The sequence below is a fragment of the Arthrobacter sp. Y3221048 genome (assembly GCF_059092685.1).
The window spans coordinates 285,150-310,666 of sequence record NZ_JBNHHX010000001.1; the positions used below are offsets into that span (position 1 = coordinate 285,150).

General features: G+C 61.0%; 24 protein-coding genes. 13 read left to right on the forward strand and 11 right to left on the reverse strand.

What is annotated here, in order from left to right; translation table 11 throughout:
• Window positions 1–182 precede the first annotated feature (182 nt).
• Together AC5RVS_RS01330 and AC5RVS_RS01335 are read right to left on the reverse strand one after the other, a co-directional pair.
• Complete coding sequence (locus AC5RVS_RS01330; protein ID WP_494106816.1) at window positions 183–1,448, reverse strand: glycosyl hydrolase; 1,266 nt, start codon at window positions 1,446–1,448, stop codon at window positions 183–185.
• Between the two features lie 167 nt (window positions 1,449–1,615).
• Window positions 1,616–2,791 (reverse strand): PP2C family protein-serine/threonine phosphatase, encoded by a 1,176-nt coding sequence (locus AC5RVS_RS01335; protein ID WP_494106817.1) that lies wholly within the window; start codon window positions 2,789–2,791, stop codon window positions 1,616–1,618.
• Between the two features lie 355 nt (window positions 2,792–3,146).
• Here AC5RVS_RS01335 and AC5RVS_RS01340 point away from each other — a divergent pair, with 355 nt between their 5' ends.
• Window positions 3,147–3,653 carry a hypothetical protein gene (locus AC5RVS_RS01340; protein WP_494106818.1) on the forward strand — a complete coding sequence of 169 codons (507 nt, stop codon included), beginning with the start codon at window positions 3,147–3,149 and terminating at the stop codon, window positions 3,651–3,653.
• Window positions 3,654–3,740: 87 nt separating this feature from the next.
• On the opposite strand, the gene AC5RVS_RS01345 is transcribed toward AC5RVS_RS01340, so the two are convergent.
• The 4 genes from AC5RVS_RS01345 to AC5RVS_RS01360 are packed head-to-tail and all read right to left on the reverse strand — an operon-like array spanning window position 3,741 to window position 9,478.
• Window positions 3,741–4,727, reverse strand: a complete 987-nt coding sequence (locus AC5RVS_RS01345) for a C-terminal binding protein (RefSeq protein ID WP_494106819.1) — start codon at window positions 4,725–4,727, stop codon at window positions 3,741–3,743.
• A complete protein-coding gene (locus AC5RVS_RS01350; protein ID WP_494106820.1) occupies window positions 4,724–6,409 on the reverse strand; it encodes a thiamine pyrophosphate-binding protein in 1,686 nt (561 codons plus the stop codon). The genes AC5RVS_RS01345 and AC5RVS_RS01350 overlap by 4 nt, the downstream gene beginning before the upstream one ends.
• Entirely contained in the window at window positions 6,402–8,114 is a 1,713-nt protein-coding gene (locus AC5RVS_RS01355; RefSeq protein ID WP_494106821.1) for an amidohydrolase, read from the reverse strand. The genes AC5RVS_RS01350 and AC5RVS_RS01355 overlap by 8 nt, the downstream gene beginning before the upstream one ends.
• Window positions 8,111–9,478 carry an MFS transporter gene (locus AC5RVS_RS01360; RefSeq protein ID WP_494106822.1) on the reverse strand — a complete coding sequence of 456 codons (1,368 nt, stop codon included), beginning with the start codon at window positions 9,476–9,478 and terminating at the stop codon, window positions 8,111–8,113. The genes AC5RVS_RS01355 and AC5RVS_RS01360 overlap by 4 nt, the downstream gene beginning before the upstream one ends.
• A gap of 24 nt (window positions 9,479–9,502) precedes the next feature.
• Here AC5RVS_RS01360 and AC5RVS_RS01365 point away from each other — a divergent pair, with 24 nt between their 5' ends.
• The 7 genes from AC5RVS_RS01365 to AC5RVS_RS01395 all read left to right on the forward strand — a co-directional run bounded on the left by AC5RVS_RS01365 (window position 9,503) and on the right by AC5RVS_RS01395 (window position 16,484).
• Window positions 9,503–9,688, forward strand: coding sequence for a hypothetical protein (locus AC5RVS_RS01365; RefSeq protein ID WP_494106823.1), 186 nt, complete (start codon window positions 9,503–9,505; stop codon window positions 9,686–9,688).
• A 7-nt stretch (window positions 9,689–9,695) separates the two neighbouring features.
• Window positions 9,696–10,592: an Lrp/AsnC family transcriptional regulator gene (locus AC5RVS_RS01370; protein WP_494106824.1), complete on the forward strand. Its 897-nt coding sequence runs from the start codon at window positions 9,696–9,698 to the stop codon at window positions 10,590–10,592.
• A 389-nt stretch (window positions 10,593–10,981) separates the two neighbouring features.
• Window positions 10,982–12,757: an McrB family protein gene (locus AC5RVS_RS01375; RefSeq protein ID WP_494106825.1), complete on the forward strand. Its 1,776-nt coding sequence runs from the start codon at window positions 10,982–10,984 to the stop codon at window positions 12,755–12,757.
• 3 nt (window positions 12,758–12,760) lie between these two features.
• A complete protein-coding gene (locus AC5RVS_RS01380) occupies window positions 12,761–14,068 on the forward strand; it encodes a 5-methylcytosine restriction system specificity protein McrC (RefSeq protein WP_494106826.1) in 1,308 nt (435 codons plus the stop codon).
• Between the two features lie 175 nt (window positions 14,069–14,243).
• Window positions 14,244–15,455, forward strand: coding sequence for an AIPR family protein (locus AC5RVS_RS01385; RefSeq protein WP_494106827.1), 1,212 nt, complete (start codon window positions 14,244–14,246; stop codon window positions 15,453–15,455).
• Window positions 15,456–15,514: 59 nt separating this feature from the next.
• Window positions 15,515–15,892: a hypothetical protein gene (locus AC5RVS_RS01390; protein WP_494106828.1), complete on the forward strand. Its 378-nt coding sequence runs from the start codon at window positions 15,515–15,517 to the stop codon at window positions 15,890–15,892.
• A gap of 301 nt (window positions 15,893–16,193) precedes the next feature.
• Window positions 16,194–16,484, forward strand: coding sequence for an aggregation-promoting factor C-terminal-like domain-containing protein (locus AC5RVS_RS01395; RefSeq protein ID WP_494106829.1), 291 nt, complete (start codon window positions 16,194–16,196; stop codon window positions 16,482–16,484).
• Window positions 16,485–16,566: 82 nt separating this feature from the next.
• On the opposite strand, the gene AC5RVS_RS01400 is transcribed toward AC5RVS_RS01395, so the two are convergent.
• Entirely contained in the window at window positions 16,567–17,040 is a 474-nt protein-coding gene (locus tag AC5RVS_RS01400; protein ID WP_494106830.1) for a hypothetical protein, read from the reverse strand.
• 149 nt (window positions 17,041–17,189) lie between these two features.
• Here AC5RVS_RS01400 and AC5RVS_RS01405 point away from each other — a divergent pair, with 149 nt between their 5' ends.
• Window positions 17,190–18,143 carry a hypothetical protein gene (locus AC5RVS_RS01405; RefSeq protein ID WP_494106831.1) on the forward strand — a complete coding sequence of 318 codons (954 nt, stop codon included), beginning with the start codon at window positions 17,190–17,192 and terminating at the stop codon, window positions 18,141–18,143.
• A gap of 180 nt (window positions 18,144–18,323) precedes the next feature.
• Window positions 18,324–18,764, forward strand: coding sequence for a DUF7255 family protein (locus AC5RVS_RS01410; protein WP_494106832.1), 441 nt, complete (start codon window positions 18,324–18,326; stop codon window positions 18,762–18,764).
• 408 nt (window positions 18,765–19,172) lie between these two features.
• On the opposite strand, the gene AC5RVS_RS01415 is transcribed toward AC5RVS_RS01410, so the two are convergent.
• From AC5RVS_RS01415 to AC5RVS_RS01425, 3 genes are all read right to left on the reverse strand, one after another.
• A complete protein-coding gene (locus tag AC5RVS_RS01415) occupies window positions 19,173–19,472 on the reverse strand; it encodes a hypothetical protein (RefSeq protein WP_494106833.1) in 300 nt (99 codons plus the stop codon).
• 122 nt (window positions 19,473–19,594) lie between these two features.
• Window positions 19,595–20,311 (reverse strand): MT-A70 family methyltransferase, encoded by a 717-nt coding sequence (locus tag AC5RVS_RS01420; protein ID WP_494106834.1) that lies wholly within the window; start codon window positions 20,309–20,311, stop codon window positions 19,595–19,597.
• Window positions 20,312–20,323: 12 nt separating this feature from the next.
• Window positions 20,324–21,136, reverse strand: a complete 813-nt coding sequence (locus AC5RVS_RS01425) for a BglII/BstYI family type II restriction endonuclease (protein WP_494106835.1) — start codon at window positions 21,134–21,136, stop codon at window positions 20,324–20,326.
• 395 nt (window positions 21,137–21,531) lie between these two features.
• Here AC5RVS_RS01425 and AC5RVS_RS01430 point away from each other — a divergent pair, with 395 nt between their 5' ends.
• The 3 genes from AC5RVS_RS01430 (at window position 21,532) to AC5RVS_RS01440 (ending at window position 22,412) form a co-directional block, all read left to right on the forward strand.
• Entirely contained in the window at window positions 21,532–21,861 is a 330-nt protein-coding gene (locus AC5RVS_RS01430) for a hypothetical protein (protein WP_494106836.1), read from the forward strand.
• A 12-nt stretch (window positions 21,862–21,873) separates the two neighbouring features.
• Window positions 21,874–22,038, forward strand: a complete 165-nt coding sequence (locus AC5RVS_RS01435) for a hypothetical protein (protein ID WP_494106837.1) — start codon at window positions 21,874–21,876, stop codon at window positions 22,036–22,038.
• Between the two features lie 71 nt (window positions 22,039–22,109).
• On the forward strand, window positions 22,110–22,412 hold the full coding sequence (locus AC5RVS_RS01440) for a terminase small subunit (RefSeq protein WP_494106838.1): 303 nt from the start codon (window positions 22,110–22,112) through the stop codon (window positions 22,410–22,412).
• Window positions 22,413–22,706: 294 nt separating this feature from the next.
• Here AC5RVS_RS01440 and AC5RVS_RS01445 read toward each other — a convergent pair whose 3' ends face one another.
• A complete protein-coding gene (locus AC5RVS_RS01445; RefSeq protein ID WP_494106839.1) occupies window positions 22,707–25,232 on the reverse strand; it encodes a DEAD/DEAH box helicase in 2,526 nt (841 codons plus the stop codon).
• Between the last annotated feature and the right edge of the window lie 285 nt (window positions 25,233–25,517).

Below are 25,517 nucleotides of genomic sequence, written 5' to 3' on the forward strand. Positions count from 1 at the left end.
GAGTACTGGATCTGCGCCACCCGCGCCGGCAGGTTGTCCGCCGTCGCCTGCGCGGAGCCTAGGATCGCGTCCGAGCGGCTTCAGGCATCGAAGCTGCACCCCAGACGTACAACTGCGGGTTCCGTTGCTCTTGTAGTCGCCGGTGCTGCAGGTTCGGAGCGATAAGCTCGCGCGTCAGACAGCTATTTGGGCCGGGCGGCGAGGGCTTCGGCGAGCGCGCTGGCAGAGGCTTTGCTGCTGTCGATGCGCCAGTCGGTTTCCTTGTTGTAGTGGAACCAGACCAAGGCCGTGATGTCGGGCTGCTGGGACAGGTAGTAGACAAGGTCCTTGTTCCAGGCTGCCTTGGAGCCGCCCTCTTCCGCGGAGGCTGTTTCGGCGATGAGGATGGGCTTGCCCGGGGCCAGCGACCGGAGCTGTCCGAGGCCGTCGGCGAAAAGCGCCCACGGCGGGGTCCAGGTGCTCCACGCTGCGGAGGTTCCCCAGTTGTACCCGTCGAGGGCAACCGCGTCCACGTAGCCCGCGCCGGGGTAAAGCCCGTCCAGAAGCGTTGATCCGGCGTAGGGGACGTTCGGGTTCCACACCCAGGTGATGTTCTGGGCGCCGGTGGAAGAGACGACGTCGTGAACGTGCCGCCAAGCGGCGGCATAGTCCCCGGCCGCGTTGCCGTTGATTCCTTCGGACCAGGGGTACCAGTTGCCGTTCATCTCATGGCCGAAGCGCAGCATCACAGGATGGCCCCACCGGGCCAGAGCCGTGCCCCACTCGCGGAGGTAGGGGTCGAAGTCTCCGGCGGTGATCCGGTCCAGGGAGTAGGCGGGCTGTCCGGTGCCGCCGCCCCAGGTCCATGGCTCCCAGGTGAGCAAGGTGACCGCACCGCGGGTGCGGACCGCTTCCAGTTCTGCGATGGGCGGGGCTTGGTTGAAGTCCTTGTAGGAGAGGATGATCGACGGAGCTTCGCCGACCAGGGCGGCGGCCGCGTCGAGTTCGGCGGAGGCCAGCGGTCCGCCCGGCGTTCCCAGGCCGAAGCGAAGCGGCGCCTTGCTGATCGATGGCGCGGTGGGGGCGGGAGACTGCTGGGGCTGTGTTGGTTCCTCCTGCGTCACCGAGGGGCTGCTGTAGGTGAGCGTGAAGGGAGCCGATGCGCGGGTGGCGCCGGCTTTAGCCTCGATGGAGACAGTTGCCTGCTCGGCCGGAGGTATCACCAACGCCGTTTGGAAGTATCCGGAGGCACTGGTGACGAACTTGACCGGTTCAGTTCCGCCGGTCACAGTTCCGGAAGACTTCTTGGGGAAGCCCGTGCCGGTAACTGTCACCGAAGTTCCTGCCGGACCCGACGAGGAGCTAAGCGTTATCGCGGCCGTGGCTGCCTGCGCCGGGGCAACCCCGCCTGACATCAGCGCGAGTGCGACCAGGACCGGAACCATCAAAACGTTTAACGCCAGACGCATGGGAGGACTCTCTAGTGGAAGAAGGCGAGACAGGGAAGAGCAGTGGCGGAACTATCAACGGCACGTGCGGCGCAACACTATCCGAACCGATCGAGGCGGATCAAATGCACCGCGAGGTACATAAGTCGACACCATTCCAGCCCCGGAATTTAGGGCCCACGGTCGTCCTATTCCCGCCGGAGCGCGACGACGGTGATGTCGTCGTCGTGTCCCTTCATGCCGGCGTAGGCAACGGCCCGGTCAACCAGCTCCTGCGGTGGCAAGGCTACGATCCCGGCGGCAACCGCCTGCTCGAGCGTTTCTTCCAAGGTGGCGAAGAAATCGAGGAAACCGTCTGACACCACCACCAAGGTCTCCCCAGGTTCCAGAACCGTGCTGTGGACCTCCCACTGCTGGCCGGGCAGCGCTCCCAGGGGAGGCCCGGAACGGTGCAGCCGGCGGTATCCGCCGGCGCTGAAGACGAAAGCCAGACCGTGTCCGGCATCTACATAGTCAATCCGCCCAGTGGACGGTTCAAGGCGGGCCGAGAAGACAGTGCCGAAGGAGTCGGCGTCGGAAAGCAACTGTTCCGATGCGACCGCCGCCCGATGGAATGCCTGACCCTGGTCGCTGAACCGTGCAGCTCCCACCAAGGTGGCCCGAAGCGACGCCGCAATGAGCGCGGCGGGGATCCCCTTGCCCATCACATCCACCACGTGCAACTGGAGCTTACCGTCGGGCAAGGCGTGCCAGTAAAAGAAGTCCCCGCTCAACCCTCTCGACGGCACACACCGGCCAGCCAGCTGGTAGCCGGGAAGATCCGGGACGGTACGGGGCAAAAGTACGCGCTGCACCTCGGCCGCGTGGTCCAGCTCCCGCTGCAACTCCAGCTCCTGCTCGACCCAACGCCCCATTTCGGCCAGCACCTGGGCTTCTTTGTCGCTGAGCTGCCGTGGTTTCGTGTCCAGGATGCACAGCGAGCCGACAGGTTCGCCGCCCGACGCCCTCAGTGGCTGCCCTGCATAGAAGCGGATATTAGGATCCGAGGTAACGAACGGGTAGTCACTGAACCGCTCGTCGACCGACGCGTCGGGCACAACCAGGACGTCGCCTTTCCGGACGGTATACCAGCAGATCGCTTCATCGAGCGGCGTGTTTTCCAAGCCCGGTAAACCGGCTTCCGCTTTGGTCCACTGCCGGTCCAGATCAATGAAGTTCAGGGCCACCATCGGCACATCAAAGACGGCCCGTGCTGCACGGACAATCCGGTCAAAGCGCTCCTCTCGAGGGGTATCGAGAATATCCAGGGCGTGGAGAGCGTCGGCGCGGGCAGCGTCGGTCACGGGGATTGAGCTTGTCGGCATGCCCCACATCCTAGTCATGGCACCCTGCCCTCTGAGGATCAGCTACCTCTTTAATCCCTACGTCTGCCCCACCAGGTGTCACACACCGTGCAAAGGCACGGGAATAGCCGTGCCAGCGCCCTAGGCCACAGAGCCGGGCAGAAAAGTCGCGTAAATCATCACGACGGCGATGCCCGCCTTCGTTTGCACGGCCATTTCCGGGCACGGCTTGTCCCAGCAAAAGCGCAGCTTTTGGAAAGCAGCGACAGTCTTTCAGCAGATTAGCCGCAAGGTTGGCTTTTGCGTCGAGTGCGCTCGTTACTTTCGAAAGGTGGCTGGCGCTGGGCCAGCTATCTCATCCGAATACGGAGTAAGAATGACTGCAATTCGCAAGATCGCCGCTGGCTTCCTCGCCGCCGGCCTCCTGGTTGGTGGAAGTGCCACCGCCGCATCCGCCGCTGACCTTGTGCCCGTCACCACCGCGCCGGTTGCCACTGAGTCAGCCCCCCTCACCAACGCCGACGTCGCAGCAGCAAAGGCTGCCTTCAAGGACGCGCAAATCGGAGCCCAGACTGCTGAGAAGCAGACCCGTGCCACCGCTGCCGCCGAGCTGAAGTCGCTGTCCAAGAAGGCGAAGCTCGCCAAGGGCAAGGCTGTGAAGGCTGCGCAACTGGAGGTCAAGAACCTGCGTGCAGCCCAGGCCGCTGCGCTGAAGAAACTACGCGCCGAGAACCGAGTGATCGTCGGCGAGGCCCGCGCCGCCTACCAGGCCATCGCTGCCGCCTACGAGGCGCAGCTGGTTGCCGCGCAGCCGGTTATCGAAGCACCCGTCGTTGAAGAGCCGGTTGTCGAAGCACCCGTTGCTGAGCAGCCAGCCGCCTAACGTCGCATCGCGCAAGCTCCAGGAATGCGAAAGGCGCCCGGCCCTGCTGATGCAGGCCGGGCGCCGTTGCGTGTTCAGCGTGCCTGACTACCGGGCCGCCGGGGCGAGGGACGGGGCCGCGGCGATCGGGGTCTCCGGTTGCCGGCCCTGCAGGCAGGCGATGATGTTCCGGGCCGGCAGCGCCACGTATTCGCGCAGCGACACGTTGCTGCGGTACGCCGCGTGGGGTGTGACGATCGCCGACGGATGGACCACCAGCGGATGGTCGGCCGGGGCCGGTTCCTGCGAGAGCACGTCCAGCATGGCCCCGGCGATGTGGCCGGAGTCCAGGGCGGCGCAGAGCGCCTGTTCGTCGACGAGCGCGCCGCGGGACACGTTCACCACATAGCTGCCCGCCGGCAGGACGGCGAGGTTCCTGGCGTCGAGCAGGTTCCGGGTTTCTTCGGTGAGCGGAGTGTGCAGGCTGACCACGTTCGACGCCGCCAGGACCTCGGCGAGCTCGCCCCGGCGCACATCGGCCGGCCAGGCCTCGTCGGGCACGAACGGGTCGTAGGCGATGACGGACCCGAAGACCGGGGCCGCCAGGCCCGCCAGGTACTGGGCGATGCGCCCGAACCCGACCAGTCCCAGGGTCCGCTCGCTGATCCGCGGCGGGACCGGGATCCCCTCCCCCGTCCAGTCTCCGCGTCGGGTGGCAGCCTGGGAGCGCGGGAGCTCGCGGATGAGCGAGAGCATGCCGGCGAAGGCATGCGTGGCTACATCGCGGGTGGCCACCGAGGGCACGTTGCAGACCGTGATGTTCCGGGCGGCCGCCGCCTCCAGGTCAACCATGTCGAAGCCCGCCGACATGGTGGCCACGGCCTTCAGGTTCGGCATGGCGGCGATCATCTCGGCGTCCAGGGTGGCGTAGCCGAGGATGATCCCCTCGCACCCCGCCGCTGCGTCGAGAATGGCGCCGCGGTCCCGGGTGTTGAGGTATTGCGCCTCGACGCCGGCCTCGGCCAGCAACTCCAGGGCAACGGAGTAGTCGAGGTCCTCGGCGTCGGTGATAACGACGCGCGGGTTACCCGTCATGCCTGGCCATCCTGCGCGAACAGCTGCGTGGGGACGTGGATGAGCTGGACTCCGCCGTCGGCCAGGGCCTGGCGGATGGCCGGGGCCAGCTCGGCGGCGTCGTGGATCCGCTGACCGGTGCCGCCGAAGGCGGTCGCCAGGGCGGCCCAGTCGGGCTGCACGAGCTCCACGCCCACGGGCTCGATGCCGCGGTCCAGCTCGTTCTGGCGGATCTCGCCGTAGCCGCCGTTGTCGGCGCACACCACTACAAGGTCCAGGCGCTGTTCGACAGCGGTGACGAGCTCCTGTACCGCGAACATCAGCGCGCCGTCACCCACCACACAGACCACCGGTCGGTCCGGCGCGCCGATGCGGGCGCCGATCGACGCCGGCAGCCCGTAGCCGAGCGTGGCGTAGGCCGGGGTGTAGAGCAGCGAATGCGGCCGGTCTTGCGGCACGAAGCTGGCCGTGCCCAGGTACGTGGCCTGGGAGGAATCGCCGCCGATAATCGTCGACGGCGGCACGGCGGCCGCCACCTGTTCGGCGAGAGCCGCGAACTCCGGGGACAGCTCACGGGCGGCGTCGCGCAGCACCGGGCGCAGCCGCGCCGCGCGGTCGGCGCCGCTCTCCGCCCGCGGCGGGACACCGCCGCCGTTGTTTTCCTGCAGTGCGGCGAGCAGCTGGGGCACGACGGCGGCGCTGTCACCGACCAGCGGAACGTCGGCGGCGATGTTCTTGGCCATTTGCCCGGCCAGGATGTCCACGCGGATCACCGTGCCTCGCGGCTGCAGCTGGTTGAACCAGAGCTCGGCCTCGCCCACCTTGGAGCCGATGACCAGAAGCACGTCGGCCTCCTCGCAGAGCTGCTGGGCGGGATCGAGGCGGATGTCGGAGCCCAGCGCCAGCGGATGCGATTCGGGGATGGCACCCTTGCCGTTGAGCGTGGTGATCACCGGGGCGTCCAGCGCTTCGGCCAGCTGCAGCAGGTTGCTGCCCGCACGCAGCGAACCGCCGCCGGCCAGCAGCACCGGCCGGCGCGACTCGGCGAGCAGCTGGGCGGCATGCCGGATGGCCTGGGCGGACGCTCCCGCCGGCTCACGCCGGGGCGAAGCCTGCAGCAGATCCGCCGGAGCGTCGCTCGGTCCCTCGAGCACGTTGAGCGGTACCTCGATGTGCACCGGCCGCGGGCGCCCGTAGCGGAAGAGTTCGAAGGCGTCGTGGATGCCTTGGACCGCCTCGGTGGCGGAGGTGACGCGGCGCGACCACTCGACGATCGCGCCGACGGCGGCCGTGGCGTCCTTCGTCTCGTGCAGCGAGCCGATGTCCGCGAACTCTTCGCCCTCGGGCACGCCCGGCGACAGGATGATCAGCGGCCGGGACTCGCAGTAGGCGGTGCCCGCGGCGGAGAGCGCATTGAGCAGGCCGGGCCCCGACGTCGTAATGACGACGCCGGGCAGGCCGGTCTGCTGTGCCCAGCCGTCGGCGGCGTAGCCGGCGCCCTGTTCGTGCCGGGTGGTCACCGGGCGGATGCCCAGCGCCGCCAGGTGCCGGTAGAACTCCAGGTTGTGCGTGCCGGGGATGCCGAAGATGGTGTCGATGCCGTAGTTCCGCAGGACCGTCATGACGGCCAGGCCGGTGTTATCGGCGACGACTCCCTCGGGCAGCGTGACGGTGGGGGTGGCCGTCGGGTTGTGCTCAGACATGCTGGACCTCTTCCGTGCGGAGTACAGGGCGGTCGGCCGCGAAGCGCTGGATGCCGTCCACCCAGGTTTCCAGGACCTGGATATCGGAGATCTCGGCGGCGTCGACGGCCAGCGGGTCGCCGGCGAGGACCACGAAGTCGGCCCGCTTGCCCGCGGTCAGCGAGCCGAGGTCGTCCTCGCGGCCCAGTGTATAGGCGGCGTTGATGGTATGCGCCGCCAGCGCCTGGCGCGCCGTGATGAGCAGCGAGTCCGAACCGAGACGGACGCCGGAGCGGGTGATGCGGTTGGTGGCGGCCTGGATGGCTTCCAGCGGCTTGGGCTCGGCCACGGGGGCGTCGGAGCTGATGGTCACCGGCACGCCGGCCGCCACGAATTCGCCCAACGGGTTGAAGCGCTCGCCCGGGGTGCCGACCGCTTCCTTCACGCCCTCGCCCCAGTTGTAGTAGTGCTGCGGCTGGTTCACCGGGTGGATGCCCGCGGCGGCCATCCGGTCGATCTGCTCCAGCGTGGGCAGTCCGCAGTGCTCGATCCGGTGCCGGGCATCGGTGTCGGGACGTTCCGCCTGCGCGGCCTCGATGGCGGAGATGACCATCTCCAGGGCCGTCGGGGACTGCGCGTGGGTGGCGGTCTGCAGGCCCAGCCGGTGCGCCTTGGAAATCAGGGCCGCGTAGTCGGCCGGGTCGTGGTAGAGCTGCCCGGTGCGGCAGGGGTCCCCCACGTAGCCGTCCGGGAAGTACGCGGTCCAGCCGCCCAGGGTGCCGTCGGCGTAGAACTTGAAGCCGGCGAAGCTGAGCCGCGCGTTGCCGAACTGGCCGTGCAGGCCCATCTCCGCCGCCTCGTCCAGCAGGTGCGAGAGCAGGTACATGCTGACCCTGAACTTGAGCTGGTTTTCCTCCGCCATGCGCAGGTACATGTCGAACTCGCGGCGGGACACCTGGGCGTCGCCGATCGTGGTGACGCCGCCGGCCAGGAAGTTCTCCTGGGCGATCTGCAGCTGGCGCAGGTGCTCCTCGGGGGCGTCGGCCAGGTGGAAGTTCGGGCCGTGGTGGCCGATCTTCACGCCCTCGAGCCCGGTCAGGATGTTGCAGGCGGCGTCGGAGAGCTCGCCGGTCAGCTCACCCGAAGCGTCGCGGAAGAATTCGCCGCCGGCCGGGTTGGGGGTGTCCTTGGTGACGCCGTGCAGTTCAAAGGTGTAGGAGTTCACCACGCCGCCGTGGCCGGAGGCGTTCATGAGGTAGACCTCGCGGTCGGTGGCGACCTCGTCGAGCTCCTGCCGGGTGGGGTGGCGGCCCTCCACCAGGTTGGTGTGCTCGTAGCCGAAGCCGCGCACGGGCAGGCCGTTGGGGGTCTCGGCCGCCCGTTCCTTCAGCAGCGCGACGATCTCGGGGATGCTGCCGGCGCGTTCCGGCCCGCAGTCCACCCAGGTCTTCAGCTGCCCGTACATCAGCGGGTGCGCGTGCGCGTCGATGAAGCCCGGCACAATCGTTGCCCCGCCGGCGTTGTGTTCCTTCGGGTCCGGCAGGCCGAGGTTGACGGCGGCGGCGCGGCACTGTGCCTCGGTGCCCACGGCGAGCAGGCGGCCGTCGTGCACCAGCATGGCCTCCGCCGTCGGGCGCTCTTCATCCATGGTGTGGATGGTTGCGGCCGTGATCAGCTGTGGGATGAAGCTGGTCGCGGGAGCGTCGAATGTCTTGAGTTTCCTCACCGGAAGGCCTCCAGGTTGGTGTTGCTGTTGTTGGTGCGTGCGGCGTCGTCGGCCAAGTCGGCGTCGTCGTATTCGTCCTCGTCGCGGTGCTGGGGAGCGATCGCCAGGCAGATGATGCTCAGCACGCCCATGGCGCCGAACATGATCAGGACGGGCCAGATGCTGCCGGTGCTGCTGTACAGGAAGGTGGCGGTCAGCGGCGAGAGGGCCGCCCAGATGGCGTTGGCCATCCCGTAGGCCAGCGAGATGCTGGTGTAGCGGGCCTGTGCCCGGAACAGCTGGGAGAGGATGGTCGCGGTCGGCGCGTAGGTGGCGGTCATGACCAGGCGCATCGCGGCGAAGGCCAGGAAGATCAGCCATTCGGGCCCGGTGGACATCAGCAGGAACTGCGGGACGATGAGCACGATCGAGCCCACCAGGCCGACGAACATGACCCGCTTGCGGCCCCACCGATCACCCAGCCAGGCGACGCCCAGGGTGCAGATGAGCTCGACCAGGGCGGCCACGGACAGCGCGTTGAGGATCATGGTTTCGCTCAGGCCCACCGACGGGTCGGTGCCGTACGCGGTGGCGAAGGTGGTGGCCAGGTAGTAGCCGCCGGTGGAGATGGGCAGCAGGCCGATGCCGATGAGGATGGGCTTCCAGTTGGTGACCAGCGCGTGCTTCAGCGGCAGGGTCTGGACCTTGCCTTCGACCTTCTCCTCGAACACCGGGGATTCCTCCACCCGGTAGCGGACCCAGAAGCCCACGCCGATCAGCACCACGGAGAGCAGGAACGGGATGCGCCAGCCGCCGTCCACCAGGAACGTGTCGCTGATCCCGGACAGGTAGGCGAAAATCAGGGTGGCGCCCAGCGCACCGGCCGGGTTGCCCAGCTGCGCGAAGCCGCCGTAGAAGGTCTTGTGCTTCTCCGGCGCGTGCTCCACCGCCATCAGCACGGCGCCGCCCCACTCGCCGCCCACGGCCAGGCCCTGCAGCGCGCGCAGCACCACCAGCATGACGGCGGCCCAGGAGCCGATGTTCTCGTGCGTGGGCAGCAGGCCCACAAACACGGTGGACAGGCCCATGATCAGCAGCGTGATCACCAGCGAGGGGCGACGGCCGAACTTATCGCCGATGTGGCCGAAGATGATGCCGCCCAGCGGGCGCATGAAGAACCCGACCGCGTAGGTGGCGAAGGCGGCGGCGATTCCGGTCATCCGGTCCGCTTCCGGGAAGAAGAGCGGGCCGAACACCAGGGCCGCGGCCGTGGCGTAGATGTAGAAGTCGTACCACTCAATGGCGGTGCCGACGAAGGCCGCGAATCCGGCGCGGCGGGCCCGGGCGTGGCTGAACTGCGGCCGGGCTGCTGACGTGTGTGACATGGTCTTCCACCTTAAGGTGTGGGCATGAGTGCCGATGTGATCTCTGCGACTGTAGGGCCTAAATCACAATCCAACAAGAGCACAAATATTGCGTTACATGCCCCCGGATTCACTTCTGCTCTGATTCTTGCGCACAATTTTGCGGAAGAGCTTGCTTGTGCGCAGCATCACTGGATAATTGACGACGGCGGTGCTCACTTGGGAGGTTAAGGAAACTTTGGCGGACCACATCGAAATGATCGACACAAAACTCGTCCGCGCCCTTCAGAAGGAGGGCCGGGCCAGCTACCAGGAACTGGCGCGCGAGCTCGGCCTGCCGCGGGCCACCGTCTCCGCCCGGCTGCGGGAGCTGTTGGACAGCCACACCGTCCGGGTGGTGGCCGCCGTGGATCCGGCGTTCCTCGGCCAGCACGTGATCGCGCACGTCTCGGTGGTGGCCTCCGGGCCGGTCCGCCACATTGCCCAGCGGCTGGCCGAATGGTCGGAGGCCGTGCTGGTCTCCGCGGTCGGCGGTACCCACGACCTGATTGCCGAGATTCGCGTCGCCACCCACGACGAACTGCACGCCGTGCTCACCCGGCTTCGCGAGCACCCCAACGTCGCGTACATCGACACACTGGTCTACACCCGCGTGGTCAAGGGCCTCTTCATCTCGCAGTACGCCGGCGAGGTCACCATCGACCACGTGGACACCCAGCTCATCGAGATCCTGCAGCAGGACGGCCGGACCAGCTACCGGGACCTCGCCGCCGCCGTGGGACTCACGCCCACCGCCGTCCGCTCCCGGGTGCAACGCCTGCTCGACGCGCGGATCATCCGAATCAGCGCGGTCGAGTCCCGCGGCGCCGGCGGCCGGCAGCTCTCCATGGGCGTCGGCCTGAACCTCTCGGGCGACAATGACGCTGTCCTCGAGCTCCTGCGCGGCTCATCCCACGTGGAGTTCGTCGCCCAGACCGTCGGCCGCTTCGACGCGATCGCAACCCTCGCCGCCCAGTCCCCCCGCGACCTCCTCGCCCAGCTCGAAGAAATCCGCAGCCTCCCCGCAGTCAGCCGCACCGACGCCTGGCTCCACCTCGAAGTCGTCAAAGAGGACTATGCAAGGCGGATCTCCTAACCTCGAACTACCAGGTGCTCGGCGCCCACTATTTACAGCGTTAGCCAGTTTCTCCAGCGACTCAGGACCGACCTCCCTTCGCTTTTCCGTTACGAGGGTCATAGCCCCCATTACTATGACTGGGACGTACCGTTCCTTGCGTCTGACCGGGCTGCATTTAAAACCACTCCAGCCATGCAACTTGGTGCGGTGTCGGCAGGATTCAAAGTGACGTTTACGGCTGGCTAGAATCCAGCGACTTGCCACATCACGTTTCGACGCTCGTGTTTCAGATTGCGTCGAGCGAGCCGGGACGCGAGCAGGAAATCGTCTCAATGTCACTTGAAGCGGACAGGGCCTATAAGGTTCAGACATACGATACTGAGACAGGTTAAGCACCGGGGGGAAGAATGACGCCGATCCAGCCGCTGGGAAAGATCTCGCTGACCAAGTTTAAACGTATTGCGGATGTCCTCCATAGCCTCGCAGAACTTGTGCCCGGAGAATCCACGGCCGCTGACGTCTACGGCATCCCCGTTCTTAAGCCCTTATGGAATGATCTGGTTCTTTACGATCCTCCACTGAAGTCCGACCGAGATCCGGCTCAAACTCAGGTTGTGATGGATGACGAACTGCTGACTGCAGCTCGAGAACAACGGGCGGACAGGTTCCTGCTGGCTTGGTGTGCCCTTCTCATAGCAGACGACCGCCTTGAGGAAATCACTCGCGAAATACTCACCCATCCTGACGGCCGTTTCGACAGCGCTTCCATAGGCCGGCAGCCACTGTTCGCCTCTCTTAGCGACCGTGGGCTCGGCGACGAACCTAACAAGATCACTACAAACATCCTCCGCGACATGGTGCAGTGCCAGCTTTTCGTGCCCAACGAGTCAGGATCCAGCGTTCTTGGGGTCCAAAAATTTCTACCTACCTCGGCGGCCGTGCCCGGGCTTCTCCGCCTGCTCAAGGACAGGATCGACTACTGGCGACCCCAATTTTCCCCGCCGGATAAAGCTCGTCTTCTGGATTTCGCCCTCTCCTTGGGAGCCAATCACTGGCTGGGTCTTACGCGTGACGAATTCAAACGAGCCGCGGAAGAATCTGGCACCCGCCCTCAATCGCGGCGGTCAAGGCCGCCGATCCATCTGGAGGAACTCGCTACACAGCTCGAGAACAGGGGGCAGGTTGTACTCCAAGGCCCTCCTGGTACGGGGAAGACACACTTAGCTAAGAGTTACGTCGAGTGGGCCACAAGTGACCGGCAGCAGGAAAGTCGCCTGCAGAAACTCCTGGATGACCTTCCCATGCATGAACGCATACCTTCGCGTGTCGCAGACATGGTGGAGAGCCTTGGGTTGTCGGCGATATGGGAAATCGTTCAGTTCCATCCCTCCTACGAGTACAACGACTTCGTCCGAACACTCGTCGCCGAGCCTATAGCCGCTGGCGTCACCTTTGTGCCACGCCACCGCGTCCTGAGTTTTATCGCGGCAGTGGGGATGGAGCTGTCAACTCGAGGCTCTGCAACCGAACTTGTGCTCATCCTCGATGAGGTCAACCGAGGCAACATCCCATCGATTTTCGGTGAGTTGCTCTACGCTCTCGAATACCGGGACGAGCCGGTCGCCACCCCTTACGCAATAGACGGCGACGCATCAATCACGATTCCCCGCCACCTGAAGCTCATCGGCACAATGAATACAGCCGACCGTTCGATCGCCGTTATCGATTATGCGCTTCGACGACGGTTCGTCTTCCTTAATGTCCCCGCTTCTGCTGACCCGATCGTTCATCATCCCGACTTCCACGGGAATGTTGACCGTGCGGCGGCACTCCGCCTGTTCGAACTGGTCAGTGATTTGCTGCAGGACGCGCCTCCTGCGATCCAAGTCGGCCCCTCGTACTTTCTCCCCCGTCGCAGCAGCACAAATGAATTCGAGAACATCCGAGCCCTCGCCTCAAGCCTGATCTACGAAGTTCTTCCCCTTCTGGCGGAATATGCACTCGAGGGCGATCTTGAGGAAGCAAGTTTCGCGGCATTCAAGGAAGACCTAGGAATAGCCGGGCAGGTCTCGCAAATTGAAATGATCAACGCTCTAACTGATTTCCTTACTGAAAGCCTGCAGACGCAGCGAGTTGAAGAAGAAGACTTGCAGCCCGAGGACCCTTATGCCCTCCAGGCTTAACCGGTGCGCGTAGAGGTGCTCGAGCTCGTCGAGTACGAAGAATCGCTAATCGAAGACAATATTGTCCGTGAGGTAGATTCATCGTTCTGGGACGCGCTGGCGATTAAAGTAATCAGGGCACCAGGAGATGCTTATTGGCGTATTAGGCCTGATGCTTTGGCCGGCATCGCCCGTCTACGGCAAGCCGGGCTGGACCTGACTGTCCATGTCCGTCCCAAGCTTGAGAAGGCAGATGTGTCCTTCCTCGCAGATCATGCTTACGGGCAACGGGGCAATCCTCTCCGACGGCCCCAGCTGGACAGAGTGGGCGTAGACAGTTCCTATGCGGAGCCGATCGCGACACTCCTTCTCTGGTATGTCGAGGCTCTCTCGGAGTTTGCGACCCGATGGCTTCGCAGGAGCTATACGTCTAACCGCATGACTCTTAAAGGTCATGTTCGAGGCCGGTTCCTAGTCACGAAATATGTCTCTCAGAACCTTGCAGCAGCGCGAAATGCAAACGTTCCCTGTGTCGTTACTGAACGAACCATTGATACGCCTAACAACCGTGTGCTGAAAGCGGGTCTACGGCGGGTGGCCAAGCTTGCCCGCGATCTACCTATCGTTGACGCTCGCCAGAGGGTCCGCGTGGCTGTCAACGCTGTCCTGCCGAAGTTCGCCGAAGTATCCGATATCGAGGTTGGTCCCGCAGAACTACGGGAAACGTCCATCAATGGGCCCGAGAGACATTACGCTGCGATTTTGCAAACCACGACTGATCTTCTTCACGGCCGCTTTCTAAGTCATACTCTAGGAAGCAGTCAAATCCAGTCGTTCCTGTGGAGCATGCCCGACCTCTTTCAGGAAGCCCTCCGCGGAATCATTCAAGAGTCGGCCAGATTCACCCTCGACGGAAGCCGGCGACCAAGCGCCAGATATTTCGACGGCTATGGTCTCCGGCTCCGATCCTCTCGTATCGACCCCGACTATGTCCTAACCAATGGACGGGGGACACTTCTTCTTGATGCGAAGTACAAGGATGCCCTGGGGCCATCAAGACCAGACGACAACCTACTCATTAGCTCTCGCGGTCCTAGTCTCAAAGTATCCCGGTCGGACATCTACCAAATGGTCGCATATCGGCAACACCCGGCATGGCAAGATGCCTCCATTGCTCTCGCATATCCAGTAGTTCTCGGAGCGGACGAAGCTTTGCCGGCACCCTACGAAGTGCAAGGCTTCGGCGAGCCCTTAAAATTGGTTTTCGTCGATGTGGGCCCATCCGCCCGATCCAACCTCTCACAATTCATCAAGACCCTCGAGTCTGTTTAGGCAGTCGGTTCCTCAGATGGCGCGGGCACGGCGCGTCATGAGCAACGTGATTCCCCTTTGTCCGAGAATTCGATGGTCGCGGATGTTATGCTCCTCCTGTACGACTGCTTTGGGCGCTGCAGATGCGGCGATCCGACGATGGGCAGGTACACGACAACTAGAAATGGAGGCCCTCATGGGTCAGCACCACGCCGCGCGCTCCAAGCGCCCGAAAATCAGCACTTTGCAGTACCAGCTTGTTCGCAACACCACGAGCCCTGACGAACAAGCGACCGGGGTCCGGTCCTATGTAGCTAATCTGTCCGCATTTGAAATCGTTGGACTGGACACACGCGACAACCTGCGGAACTACATCGCGGAATATAGCCCGAAGAAGCGGAACCGCGTCCACGACGCCATCCGGAACACGATTCTTACCGAGCCGCAACGATTTATCACGAGGAACTCAGGGTTTGTTATCTGCGCCTCAGACATCAAGGTAGACGACAACGCGAAGATCATCACCCTGACCCATGCGTCAATCCTTAATGGAGCCCAGACGCAGGGCGAAATCAAGCGATGGATCACCGAATTGTACCCAGAGGGCACTGAAGATCTCTTTGAGGACGTACCGTTCTACGTGCGGGCAGAGATTATCGTCGACCCCGACGAACAAGAAGTGGTCGAGACAGCTATTGCCCGCAACACCGCCACTCCGGTGAAGTCGATTTCCCAAGCAGGCGCCCGCGGCCACTTGGACGAGTTGGAACTCAACGTGTCCCGCCTACATCCTGGCTTGCGCATTCAGAAGAGCGAAACCGACATCGATGCTTTTGACACCAGGAAGCTGTTGCAGTACACCCGGCTCCTGATGCCGCCCTCGGTTTCCTTGAATGGCTCGGACTCTGAGAAGGTGCGCGCTTATAAGATGGCCGAACAATGCCTGACCGACTTCTCCCGTTGGTTCGATTCCAAAGGCATCGACGAGGAAGCCAGGCGCAAGTACGAGTTCACTGTCCAGATGGCGTCAGCGGCGTACGACGAGTACCGGTATTGGGAATCACACCCTGCCTGGAACGGTCACAGGGTCTGGGAAGAGACCAAGAAGGGGCGCGCGTGCCGTCGCGACAGTGATGGAAAAATCACGTGGGTGTCTCCCGCGCTCATTTTCCCGATCCTCGGCGCAATGAGCGAGTTCGTGGTAGAGGATGGCGAAAGCACATGGAAGATCGACAAGCCTGCCATCTTCAAGCCCGAGGAGATGATTGCCAGGGCTATCCAGCAGTTCCGCGGTGTTGGTAGCGACCCGATCATCATGGGGCGAAGCGCCGGAATCTACGACGCTTTGCGCATCTACCCCGCAACGCTCGTTGAGGTAATGAGGGATGTGAAGTCGGCGGCAGGCTGACAGTCCAGCGTACTTGCGTTGGCCGTTAGCCATTACTCGAAGCTGACGATGCCTTCAGGGTGCTGACGTTGCGGCAGCAATCGCTGAAATGCGGCTCCCCGGACGCAATCCTCTTGTTTGCGTCCGGGGATTCCGCTTACGGCGCCCTTTACGTCAGATTAGTGCGCCACAGCTGGGCGTCCCGGAGAACGGCGTTCAACACCCTCTTCGTCGAGCAATTCCCTGACCCTGCGGATGGAGAAACCGCTGATGTCAGCGAGCTCCCGTATGCTTTGGCCGTCTTGATACAGCAAGGCAAGGTCGCCTGCCGTAAGCAGAAGAACGAGAACGTCCTAGTCCTCATCTTTGCGACGCAGCTCCTCCTCCTTGAAAAGACGAATCATGCGTTCAGCTTCACGATCGACTGCGCGGAAAAAGCCCATTATGGGCAGGGTTAGAAGAATGAAAGCAACAAACGTACAACCACAACAACATAGCGCCGCCGGACAGTCACGCTCGCGACCTACTTCCAGAGCATGGCGCTGGGAGTCCTCATGGCAGGCCTCATCGGCCTGATCGGTAGCTACTTCGCCTCGATCAGTCTGCACAGTCAGGAACGTCAAGCGGTAGTCCAGGACATCCAGGTCGCTTCGAAAGCGTCGAACAGTAGCCGCTACCAGTGCTGTTCAGATCAAGAAGGTAGCACAGCCACCAGAGCGCGTACCTAAGCCAGTAGAGCCAAAGGCGGTTAGCAAGCCGGTGATCGCAACCGAACAGACGCTGCCGGCCTCTCCGCAGGGCACAAGCGACGTTGAAGCAGAGGCTAAGGCCTTCATCTACTTCAAGGAAAGCAGTAACCCTTTAGACGCTGGGAACAGCGTGGGCTGTAAAGGGCTCGGCCAGGACTGCAACGGACAGCTGGTCATCGACTGTCCTAACTGGCACACGGACTACGCATGTCAGGACGCCTACGGGGATCGGTACATGGAATCGAGGTACGAAACCTGGGCAGCGGCGAAAGCACTGACTTTCACGCGTATTGATCAATAGGAGAGACGTAGGCCACTGGTGGTAGCCAGTGAAGAAAGGGAAGGCTATGCGAGGGCCTTCCTTTGCGTTCGTAACGGGATATTTATGGCCCTGGAACAGTTGAATCGTACGACCTGTAGATACCCTCGGCGGTCATCTTTGTGATCATGCTTGTTTCGTCGAAGGTGATGTCGACCGCGACGACGTCGCCATCTGTACAGTCCATCTCGCCGCTGAGTGTCTCTCCAGAGTCAACTGTGTACCACTCCGAGCTGAGTGTGCATCCGCTCAGGGCGGCCATAGCCTTATCGCTGTTGAAAAGCGCGCTCCCAGAGATGAAATGCCCTCTGCGCCCATCGCCGCCTCGGCTCAGCGCCCGGACGAATCCGGTGGCCTTCTTGGACTTGAGCGAATCTACCGATGCCGTCTCATACTCCGGTGTGTCGGCGTGTAGCGCCACCGGCGCAGATGATGCTTTCGATACAGCGCAACCACTCATTAGCAGACCAACGAGCACGAGGCCGATTGCTGGCAGAAAGCTAGATTTTTTATGCTTCACGATATCCCCCGTAATCAAGTTCCTCCTGATTCTAGGGGTAGGGTGCGACAAAACGTCGCTTGTTACTACTGCACGGCTAAATCGAGCCGTCAACCATTGCTCCCCGCAATCTTGTCCGAGCTGGGAGCTAGAGTAGCAGCGTCAATCTCATTCCCTAGGGGGACTCGTTGTCCATCGTTGAATCGCTCGCTCAAAGTGCAGCCGGCCTGAGGAAGCTTCGGCTCATCCAAGCTCTCACAGAACTGGAACCGTTAGACGGTGACCATCAGGTGTCCCTAGCGCCTCTGCGGAAGGACGACAACCAATGGGGTGTTGAGTCTGGTCCCATCGACAGCGATTTGCAGTACCTGGAATCGCGCGGCATGGTCATGTTCTTCAAGTCCGTGGCTGGAGTCAGCACCGTGTTTATCAAGCAGCCCGGTCTTGATGCGGCGCATGAATTCGCCAGGCTGAGGAGCGACCGTCGACGTCGGGCCAAGCAGATTCGAGATGCCGTCCTCAACTGGCTCTATGATGAACATCTGAGTGGCGGAAGCGTCTCAGGCATCGAAGACTTCTTGCAGAGCCCTAACAATCAGTACTTCGGCGTTCCCTACACAGAGGACGAGTTGTCACGAGCCACTCAGTGGCTGCTCGACGAAGAGTATGTCGACGGTATTCGAACGTTCGGCAGTGGGCTCGCCAGACCAGAGATCACAACCAAAGGGATACGAGTCATTGAGGCTGAGCAGTCGGTCAATCAAGCGCTTTCTTCGGCACCAGGAGTAACCGTGAACGAGGTCAACATCACCGGCTCGCAGGGCGTCAACGTGGCAGTGGCTAGCTCGAACGTCAACCAGTCCAACACCATGACGCAGGGGCAGATCGAAGGGGTCGAGCGGTTTCTTAGCTCCGTCCGGGCCTTACTGAATCCGACAGTTATCGGTGTGACTGATGAGGTGGCAGCTGACGCTCAACGTGTCGTGGGGGAAGTGGAGCAAGAGATCCAGGCACCGGCACCTAATGCTGGCCGGGTGAAGGCGCTGCTTATCAAGCTAGGCGAACTCGCAGCAACCGGCACCGTTCAACGCGGGATCGAAGCGCTGAACGCAATGATGCAGCGGGCGATGCAGAACCTCTGAGTGTCACCGGGAGGAGGTCGACAGATGAGACGGCTATCAGTGTGCGAGGCACGGTTTCTGGAGGCTGCGGCAAAAGATGGCCTAGAGCTTGTACCTGCTCCCACTTACGAATGGATAGGTACGAGAGGTCCGTTCGGTCTACCGGTGCAGTCAGGACCGTTATTTGAAACCGTTCTAGCCATGGCGGTTGAGCTCGATGCTCTGATCGATGTTATGCGGTCACCGAAGCGGGTCAGTCGGGCGGGCTTTGACCTGCTCCACGAGCCTACGGGCCTGCACATTGAAATCGATGAGGTCCAGCACTTCAGCAGCCATCGCCTCAAGACGTTCGACTTCTACGAACCATCCGACTGCGGGTATGAGCTGGAGGAGTACAAGACGCTCTGCCGGCTCCATGGTCCGCGTGTAGATCGCTCGGGGTGGGCCTCAAAATCTACCTCGAACTTTGGGCCTAAGAGCCGAACGAGGCAACGAGCGTTTTACGACGCAATAAAAGACCTGGTGCTTCCAACTATTGGCATGCCGCACCTAATCCGCGTCGAGGTGCTGGACCGGAACCCAGAGCGCGGATGGGCGCAGAACAGGGAGCGCATAATGACTGCGATCGTAAGGGCTGGGTAGGAGAGGTTTTACTTGGTCCCCTCAGCCTCTAGCCGTTCCTTTACGGTCTCAGGCATCGTAGAACATGCGTCACAGGTACGGAAACGAAGGATTCTTCTGAGCCGACAGTCTTTCGGTACTTGGCTACCAGCTTCATCACCACGCTTATCCGCATGATCCACTGCCTCATCAGTGATCCCCGCAGTCGCTACCGCGGCCTCCCATCCAACCATGTCTTCGATCTGTCTAGGCACGTGAGCCTCGAATCTTGTGACACGTTCTCCCCTTAACCGATTGGCTGCTAGTAGCCTAGCGCCCATGGAGTTCTGGCAACGTGTAGAAGCCGATATCAGGCGCGGCGAGATGCGTTCAGTAACGGATGAAGAGAATGCCATGCTGGAGCAGTGGTTCAATCCAGACAAGCGACGGTCAGGACGAATTAAGAATCTGGCCGAAGACGTACATGACGACCAAGATTACTGAACTGATAACTCCCATAACCGCAAGCACTGGCGTGGGCACGCCGCCGGACTGATTCCAAGTAACGCGAACTTCTTCCTTGCGGCTGCTTCGGAGGAAGCGCGGAGCAGTTACCACCAGTCCTAAAATAATGAAGGCAACGACCACGACGAAGAGTATCGGTACGAACATCAGCACCGCTGCAACAGCTGCTTGAAAATCGATCAAATCGGTTATCACTGCTGCAGCGATAAGTCCGGCAACGGCCATGATTGCGCCAGCCGTGACACTCCCAACTACCCCTCTCCAAAAATCCCGGTTGAAAAAAGGGTCATGAGAGAGCATCGTTTCGGATTGAGGCTGTTCCGGCCTATTGTCCACACCTGTAGCACTCATTCGGATCGAACGCTCGCGACCAGCTCGTCGTCAATAGCCTCGGTCTGGCGCTCAATGGCGCCACCCTCATAGCCCTTGTGGACCTTGCCACGAGGCGCAGTCTCCTCATGGTCAGACTCGTTACCCCAGACATGCCAGCCTTCACGCGGGTAGCGAGCAAACATCTCAAGATAAGGGCCAGGCGAGCAGTTCTCAATGAACTCGTACTGCTCATCAGGCTTACGCGAGTGCTCGCGCTTGCGAGTCTCGATCATGTTGACCTGACTGCGCGCATGAGGGAGCGTCCGCATCGAACCACGAACGCCGAAGAGGAGAATCTCGGTTACGTTGCGGAAGTAGAAGCCGACACCACGACCGTCGGGTCCACCATCTTTGCGACGCTTGGCCCAAATGACGTTGCTGACGTACCTAAAGCCCCAAGCCTTCATGACTTCTAAGCCTTCAGGAAGCAGCGCGTTAGGTACCCAGAGGTAGAGGTGCGCGTTCTTCGCCAGATGAGGCTCGACCGGTAGATCCTTGATGTCGTCCAAGGTCATCGTGTCGTAGCGGTCTAGCCGGCGATGCTCCGGCGCTACCTTGCCCGTCCGGTTCTGAAAACGCCACGGCGGGTCAGCCAATACGGTCTGAAATCCGCCTTCAACGGAGGGCAGCGGGGTGAACGGTGTAGGTGTAACATCAGCGCGGAGCGGGGCAGGGCGCGGGGGAGTAGTCATGATCAGTAGATTCTATTCGTTCTCTTCGAGGAAGGCCGCGAACTGTTCGTCGGTCATCTCTTCCGGGCTCTCGGGATCCTCCAGTTCGTCATGCTCGTACGCATCAAACTGTGTGCCATCCCACGTCTTGTCCGTCACTCCAATGATGATCACAGGGCAGTTGCCGGCGCCGCCGCGGTTGACTCGAATCTCTGCCTTATCGAAGGCAGTTACTGTGGACGTGCTCAAGTCGATCGGCAGTCCCTTCTTGCGCTTGTGTTGGGGAAGCGTCTCCTGGAAATCGCTCCATACTTTCCGAGCCAGCCTGAGGAGAGGCAGCCGATCCTTGGTGATGATGGCCGCGCCGTCGATCAGTCCGTACTCGTACCAGGAGCGGTAGGCCGCAAGGTCGCGGTCAAGGTTGCCGTCCTTGGCGTTCCATTCGATGTCAACGATCATGCGACCCTTGTGGTTGTCCACTCGGAAGCCTTTGCTGTAGACGGAAAGCACCTCTTCTGCCGTCTGTGGCACATAACTTCTGCCCTTCTTCTGGAAGTCGGTGAAGAAGTAACCCCTGGTCTCTGTGTCGATCCGGGTCTCTTTCCAGCCAAGCTTCCTAAACCGACCGTCCAAGTTTGCGGCAATGTCGCCCTTGTTGCCGCCCTTCACCAGCCACTCGTTCGGCGTCAGCTCGAATTCATCAAGCACCTGCAGGAGATCGTCAAATTCCTCCGGTGCAACTGCGCGCAAGATGGCTGCAGCGTTACCGGTCTCCAGCCACTTGTAGCGGTCGCGGATGATGGGCGGGACAACCGAGGGGTCGTCGTAACTGGAGGTGATGTACATGCCTCTGACCCTATTAGAAGGCTCGGACAAAATAAGGGAGCGGCTCGGTTTAGAACAGCGGATCAAACCGCCCCTTCAGCTACGATCAAAGCTGTCACTCAAGACAACGGAGGTACGTAGTGGAAGACGCAACAGAGATCATCGAGGCTATCTACGGCGTTCACTGGGATGAACTGAAGCGTCGCGGTTAGGCGAGAGTCCCTTTGATGACCTCACTTCACCTTCGTTTCGTGGCTCCTAGGATTGAGCTGTCCACAGAGCCTGATGAGCTCCCTCATCCAACTGAACAGCTCAAAATCGTTCATTCCGAGGTAGATCGTCAACGTGCTGCTCTCGCTGCCCGACGAAACGCCATGCACACAAGAGCAGCCGTCCTGGTAGGCGCTGCCGGTATCTTGGCCACCATCCAGACCACAAGCTTGGCCAACGGATGGATGTTTATCAGCATTGGTTTGTCCGTCGTTGCCGCCGCGGTGGGTCTTTGGACCATGTTGCCTAGGCCTGGGGATGAAAGCGATCCCACAGGCCTCTTCGAGAAGTACCTAACCAAGGACCCATACTCGGTCGAATGGACCATCGTGAAGGATAACCTCGCAGCGATGAGGGGGGAGATGTCCCTGCTCGATAAGATTGCTGTCAGGCTGAAGATCGGGTACGGCATCCTTCTTGCGATGTGGGCATCCATGGTCGTCATCGTTGGCCTGGATACACTCAACTGGATTTAGAAGGAGGCCGTAATGGCTGACAAGAAGAAAGACGATAAGCCCAAATACAACGCGGTACCGAAGAGTGAGATCCCGTCGACCATTCGAAAGTCGCAGTTCAGTTCCGACGACAAGAACAAGATAACGGCTTTCCTGGGGGCGGCGACTCCTAAAGCTCGGGGTAAGAAGAACGACTAGCATGTAATGAAAGAGCTCCAGCAATGGGGCTCTTTCATTTTTTTGCCTTTGTGCTTAAATAGGGGCATTTCATGGCAGACCTAGAAGCACCAGACACACCTGAGGAAAAGAACAAGGGCGGACGACCGCTCAAGTTCAAGACGGTAGATGAGCTTGACCGAGCTATTCAGGCCTACTTCGATATGTGCGATCCGCACACTGAGCAGCGCGTCGTAGAGGCCGGTGTCAACGAGCGCGGCGAGATGATCTACAACAATCGCGCCGTGTTGACCGAGCAGCAGCCCTACACGGTATCCGGACTTGCACGAGCTATAGGCATCAGCCGCCAGACCTTGCTCGACTACAGCAACGCGACGAGTTTCTGGACACGCTAGAGGCAGCTCGCGAACGCTGCCACGAGTTCGCAGAGAAGCAGCTTTACGGCAAGGCGAATAGCGGTGCAGCCTTCAGCCTCAAGAACAACTGGGGCTGGCGGGATCGGCAAGAGATTGAACCTACGAGCAAGGACCAGACGCTGAATCCCTATGCACAGCTGTCTGCTGAAGAGCTGCGACGCTTGGCGTCAGAGAAGTAGTGCATGCATGGGCAGGCCTACATTCGCCGTCAGGCGCAGCTAGAGCTTGCCAGGGTGGGCCCCCCACCCCCCTGCCGCTATCAGATAAAAGAAGTCAGCAACTCTGCTCTTGTCGCAAGGGCTTTGAATGCCTAAGCACTACGTGATCGAGCGTGAGTTTGAACTCTTCCAACCTTCGCGCCACTACCTCGTGACTCTTCCAGCCTCGGTCCAGTGAGATGGCCTTGGCAAAATCACTGATGCTCTTCTTCATTGAGATGAGCTCCTCGGGTCCGATGTGACGACACCCCTGTGGGGCAGAACCAACGGTATCTAGGAACTCCTTTGGGTGCACCATGACAGGAATTACTCTCGGGATGCCTGGGTAATTATTCGCATGCCAGTTCAAGTGGCCAGCCAGCTGGTCAATTTCCTTCTTGTGGATCCGGTTCTCAGCTCGAGTAACCTCTGTCTTAAGTTCGAAGACTACATGCACATCATCATTGATAGCCCATAGGCCGTCTGGCCCGGTCTTGTAGACCTTGTCGGGCCGCTGGCAAGAGAATCCGAGATGTGAACCAATATCTTCCATGGCTTGTTCTGCCGCGTCCGCTCCGTCTTCATCCCAAATCAAACGGTCAAGGAGCGCTGAGATCCCTAAAACCAACAAGGTTGGATTCGAGTATCTTTCTGTTAAGAAGGCTGCGCAGGCTTTAGCTTGTAGGCCAGCTGGCCGGATTTGCCTTACTGGTGTGGCCACTAGAGGCATCAAAACCGAGGCATTGTCCCTCCGAGCCTGCCCCAAGATAGCTTGCGCCTGGGCTGGATCAACCTGGTGTTGGAATGATGCCGCTTCCTCTCCATGCCAGCCTCGCTCCTTGGGGGATAATGGAGTCAGGGAAGCGAGCAATGTTCCAGCCGCCCCTCCAGGATCACCGGCCGTGGCGCGATCGAAGGCCGTTCGTCGGGCGATAGCGAGTTCGCTGACCTGCCCTTCAGTGTCGTAGACGACGCCGGCCCTGGCTTGGCTGCTCGCAGTCACCCAATCCAGCTCGCGCCGCAGAAAAATATCCATGGCTTCACGTATCGAACCGATGTCTTCGCCCGCGATTTGTTCGGCGATCTGCTGACTGAGCTCGATTTGCGCCCTCGTTGCGGGAGAAAACAGATTCCTCGCCAATGGATCTACGATGGCTACTGCGAGTTCGTGCCCTATCAGCAGTACCGCGCAATGATCATGGGCATCCCGAATTCCTCGCCCCAGCCCCTGCTCAAGACGCTGAATCTTTTTCGCCAAGAAAGTGTTACTGCCCGAGAGTGCAGCAGATTCCCTGGTCTCGGAGGCGTCCAGCGGCGTCGGGACGCCGTCCAGAACGAGGAGCCGGCAAGCGTCACCCGGAAGGTCAACTCCATCGTATTTATTGATCAGAACGATGAGTCCAAGATGCTCGCCGTTCTTAAGACGTTCTACCACAGGCGCGAGCGTTTTCACGTCGCAGGTTACGTTTGCGAAGGACTTCCAAGACTGTGCCTTCTTCACACTCGGGACCACGACAACAACGTTTACGGGATCGGACGTGGGAGTGTCACCTCCATCCCGGATACCCTTGGAGAATTGAAAAGCCAGGATACGAACATTTTCGTCTGAAATGTTTGGATTGATACCCTGCGGGGCCAAGATCATCCGATCACCCAGATCAGCCGCTCTGTCAGGTGTCAAAGAATTTCGGACGTCATCAGGCCTGGCGTCCAATTCAGTGACGAGAACGCCATCGTCGGCGAGCGTAGCAGTCAAGTAAACCCTTCGCTGGGCTTCAGCAAACGACGGAATCAGGTCTATTTGGGGGCAAGGCATGCGCATTTCGATAGCCCGGCTGTTGACGGTTACAACGGCATGCACAAGTGCTTCCCGTATAAGGGGCCATGAGAAGTAGAAGTCCTTGTTCTCTTTATCGCCACCCTCATCGCGCAGTATCTCGAGCACGGCGTCCTGCTGGCTTGACCAGGCCCAAAACGGCACACGCAATGAGCTCGAGTAATCCCCAGCAGCAATATCCGCCCATATGCGCTGGCTCTGCTGTCGGAGATTGCCTTTGAATAAGTTCAATAACTTGTCGTAGGCCTCACGGTTGCGGGCAATTTTTGCTGTGAAGATACCTCGGGCAGCATTTAAGGCTGCGTGGGCGTCGTCGACGACCACAGTCCCGACGCTCATTGTTTCACGGTCATCCCCCCGCACACCGAAGACTGACCGACCATTTACCATCTTGTGGAAAGTGGTCACCAAGACCGCGCGCTGGGCTCGGAAGTCAACATCGTTAACGTCAATAGCGGTGGCGATGCCCAGAGCGCTCGCCTCCCGAACAACCTGATCGACTAGGTAAGTGTCAGGAACCAGATAGACAGCTGGTCCGATTCCTTCGTTAAGGCTGCTCTTGGCAATCAACAAGCCGATTACGGTCTTGCCGCCCCCCGTATTTTGCTTGATGACGTTATCTCGTCGGTCCCGGTTCAAAAACCACTTTTGAAGCACCTCACCCTGCTCAAGCCGCAGCCGCGGCCACGGTTTCCCAGGTAAGGCGTCAAAGATATCTCGTGGCACGATCATCGAAGCCGTGGAACTGGGTACCAGCCCTTTCAAATTTATAGCCAAAACTCCCCTAAATATTCAGCTGCGGCTCCGCACTCAAAATTGTCGAAGCTTTTCCAAGGTACATACTATGTCGACCTTGACTGTACACTCGCACAGCTGCTCCCGGAAGCGTATCTACCTGTTCTCCGAGGCCGCAGATACCGCCGAGTAAAGAGGTGCCTGGCTTGTAAGGAGGCGCTTGAACGCAAACACCCACCGCGTGACGTAAATAGGTTCATAACTTGATCGCCCGGCACCAAAGCCGACGCCTGTCACGCGAACTACTGGCGTGCG

Bases quoted from the DNA above. Each gene is read 5' to 3' on its own strand.
- AC5RVS_RS01330 (WP_494106816.1), bottom strand. From the start codon at position 1,448: ATGCGTCTGGCGTTAAACGTTTTGATGGTTCCGGTCCTGGTCGCACTC.
- AC5RVS_RS01335 (WP_494106817.1), bottom strand. From the start codon at position 2,791: ATGCCGACAAGCTCAATCCCCGTGACCGACGCTGCCCGCGCCGACGCT.
- AC5RVS_RS01340 (WP_494106818.1), top strand. From the start codon at position 3,147: ATGACTGCAATTCGCAAGATCGCCGCTGGCTTCCTCGCCGCCGGCCTC.
- AC5RVS_RS01345 (WP_494106819.1), bottom strand. From the start codon at position 4,727: ATGACGGGTAACCCGCGCGTCGTTATCACCGACGCCGAGGACCTCGAC.
- AC5RVS_RS01350 (WP_494106820.1), bottom strand. From the start codon at position 6,409: ATGTCTGAGCACAACCCGACGGCCACCCCCACCGTCACGCTGCCCGAG.
- AC5RVS_RS01360 (WP_494106822.1), bottom strand. From the start codon at position 9,478: ATGTCACACACGTCAGCAGCCCGGCCGCAGTTCAGCCACGCCCGGGCC.
- AC5RVS_RS01365 (WP_494106823.1), top strand. From the start codon at position 9,503: ATGAGTGCCGATGTGATCTCTGCGACTGTAGGGCCTAAATCACAATCC.
- AC5RVS_RS01375 (WP_494106825.1), top strand. From the start codon at position 10,982: ATGACGCCGATCCAGCCGCTGGGAAAGATCTCGCTGACCAAGTTTAAA.
- AC5RVS_RS01385 (WP_494106827.1), top strand. From the start codon at position 14,244: ATGGGTCAGCACCACGCCGCGCGCTCCAAGCGCCCGAAAATCAGCACT.
- AC5RVS_RS01410 (WP_494106832.1), top strand. From the start codon at position 18,324: ATGGCGGTTGAGCTCGATGCTCTGATCGATGTTATGCGGTCACCGAAG.
- AC5RVS_RS01415 (WP_494106833.1), bottom strand. From the start codon at position 19,472: ATGGCCGTTGCCGGACTTATCGCTGCAGCAGTGATAACCGATTTGATC.
- AC5RVS_RS01420 (WP_494106834.1), bottom strand. From the start codon at position 20,311: ATGACTACTCCCCCGCGCCCTGCCCCGCTCCGCGCTGATGTTACACCT.
- AC5RVS_RS01425 (WP_494106835.1), bottom strand. From the start codon at position 21,136: ATGTACATCACCTCCAGTTACGACGACCCCTCGGTTGTCCCGCCCATC.
- AC5RVS_RS01435 (WP_494106837.1), top strand. From the start codon at position 21,874: ATGGCTGACAAGAAGAAAGACGATAAGCCCAAATACAACGCGGTACCG.
- AC5RVS_RS01440 (WP_494106838.1), top strand. From the start codon at position 22,110: ATGGCAGACCTAGAAGCACCAGACACACCTGAGGAAAAGAACAAGGGC.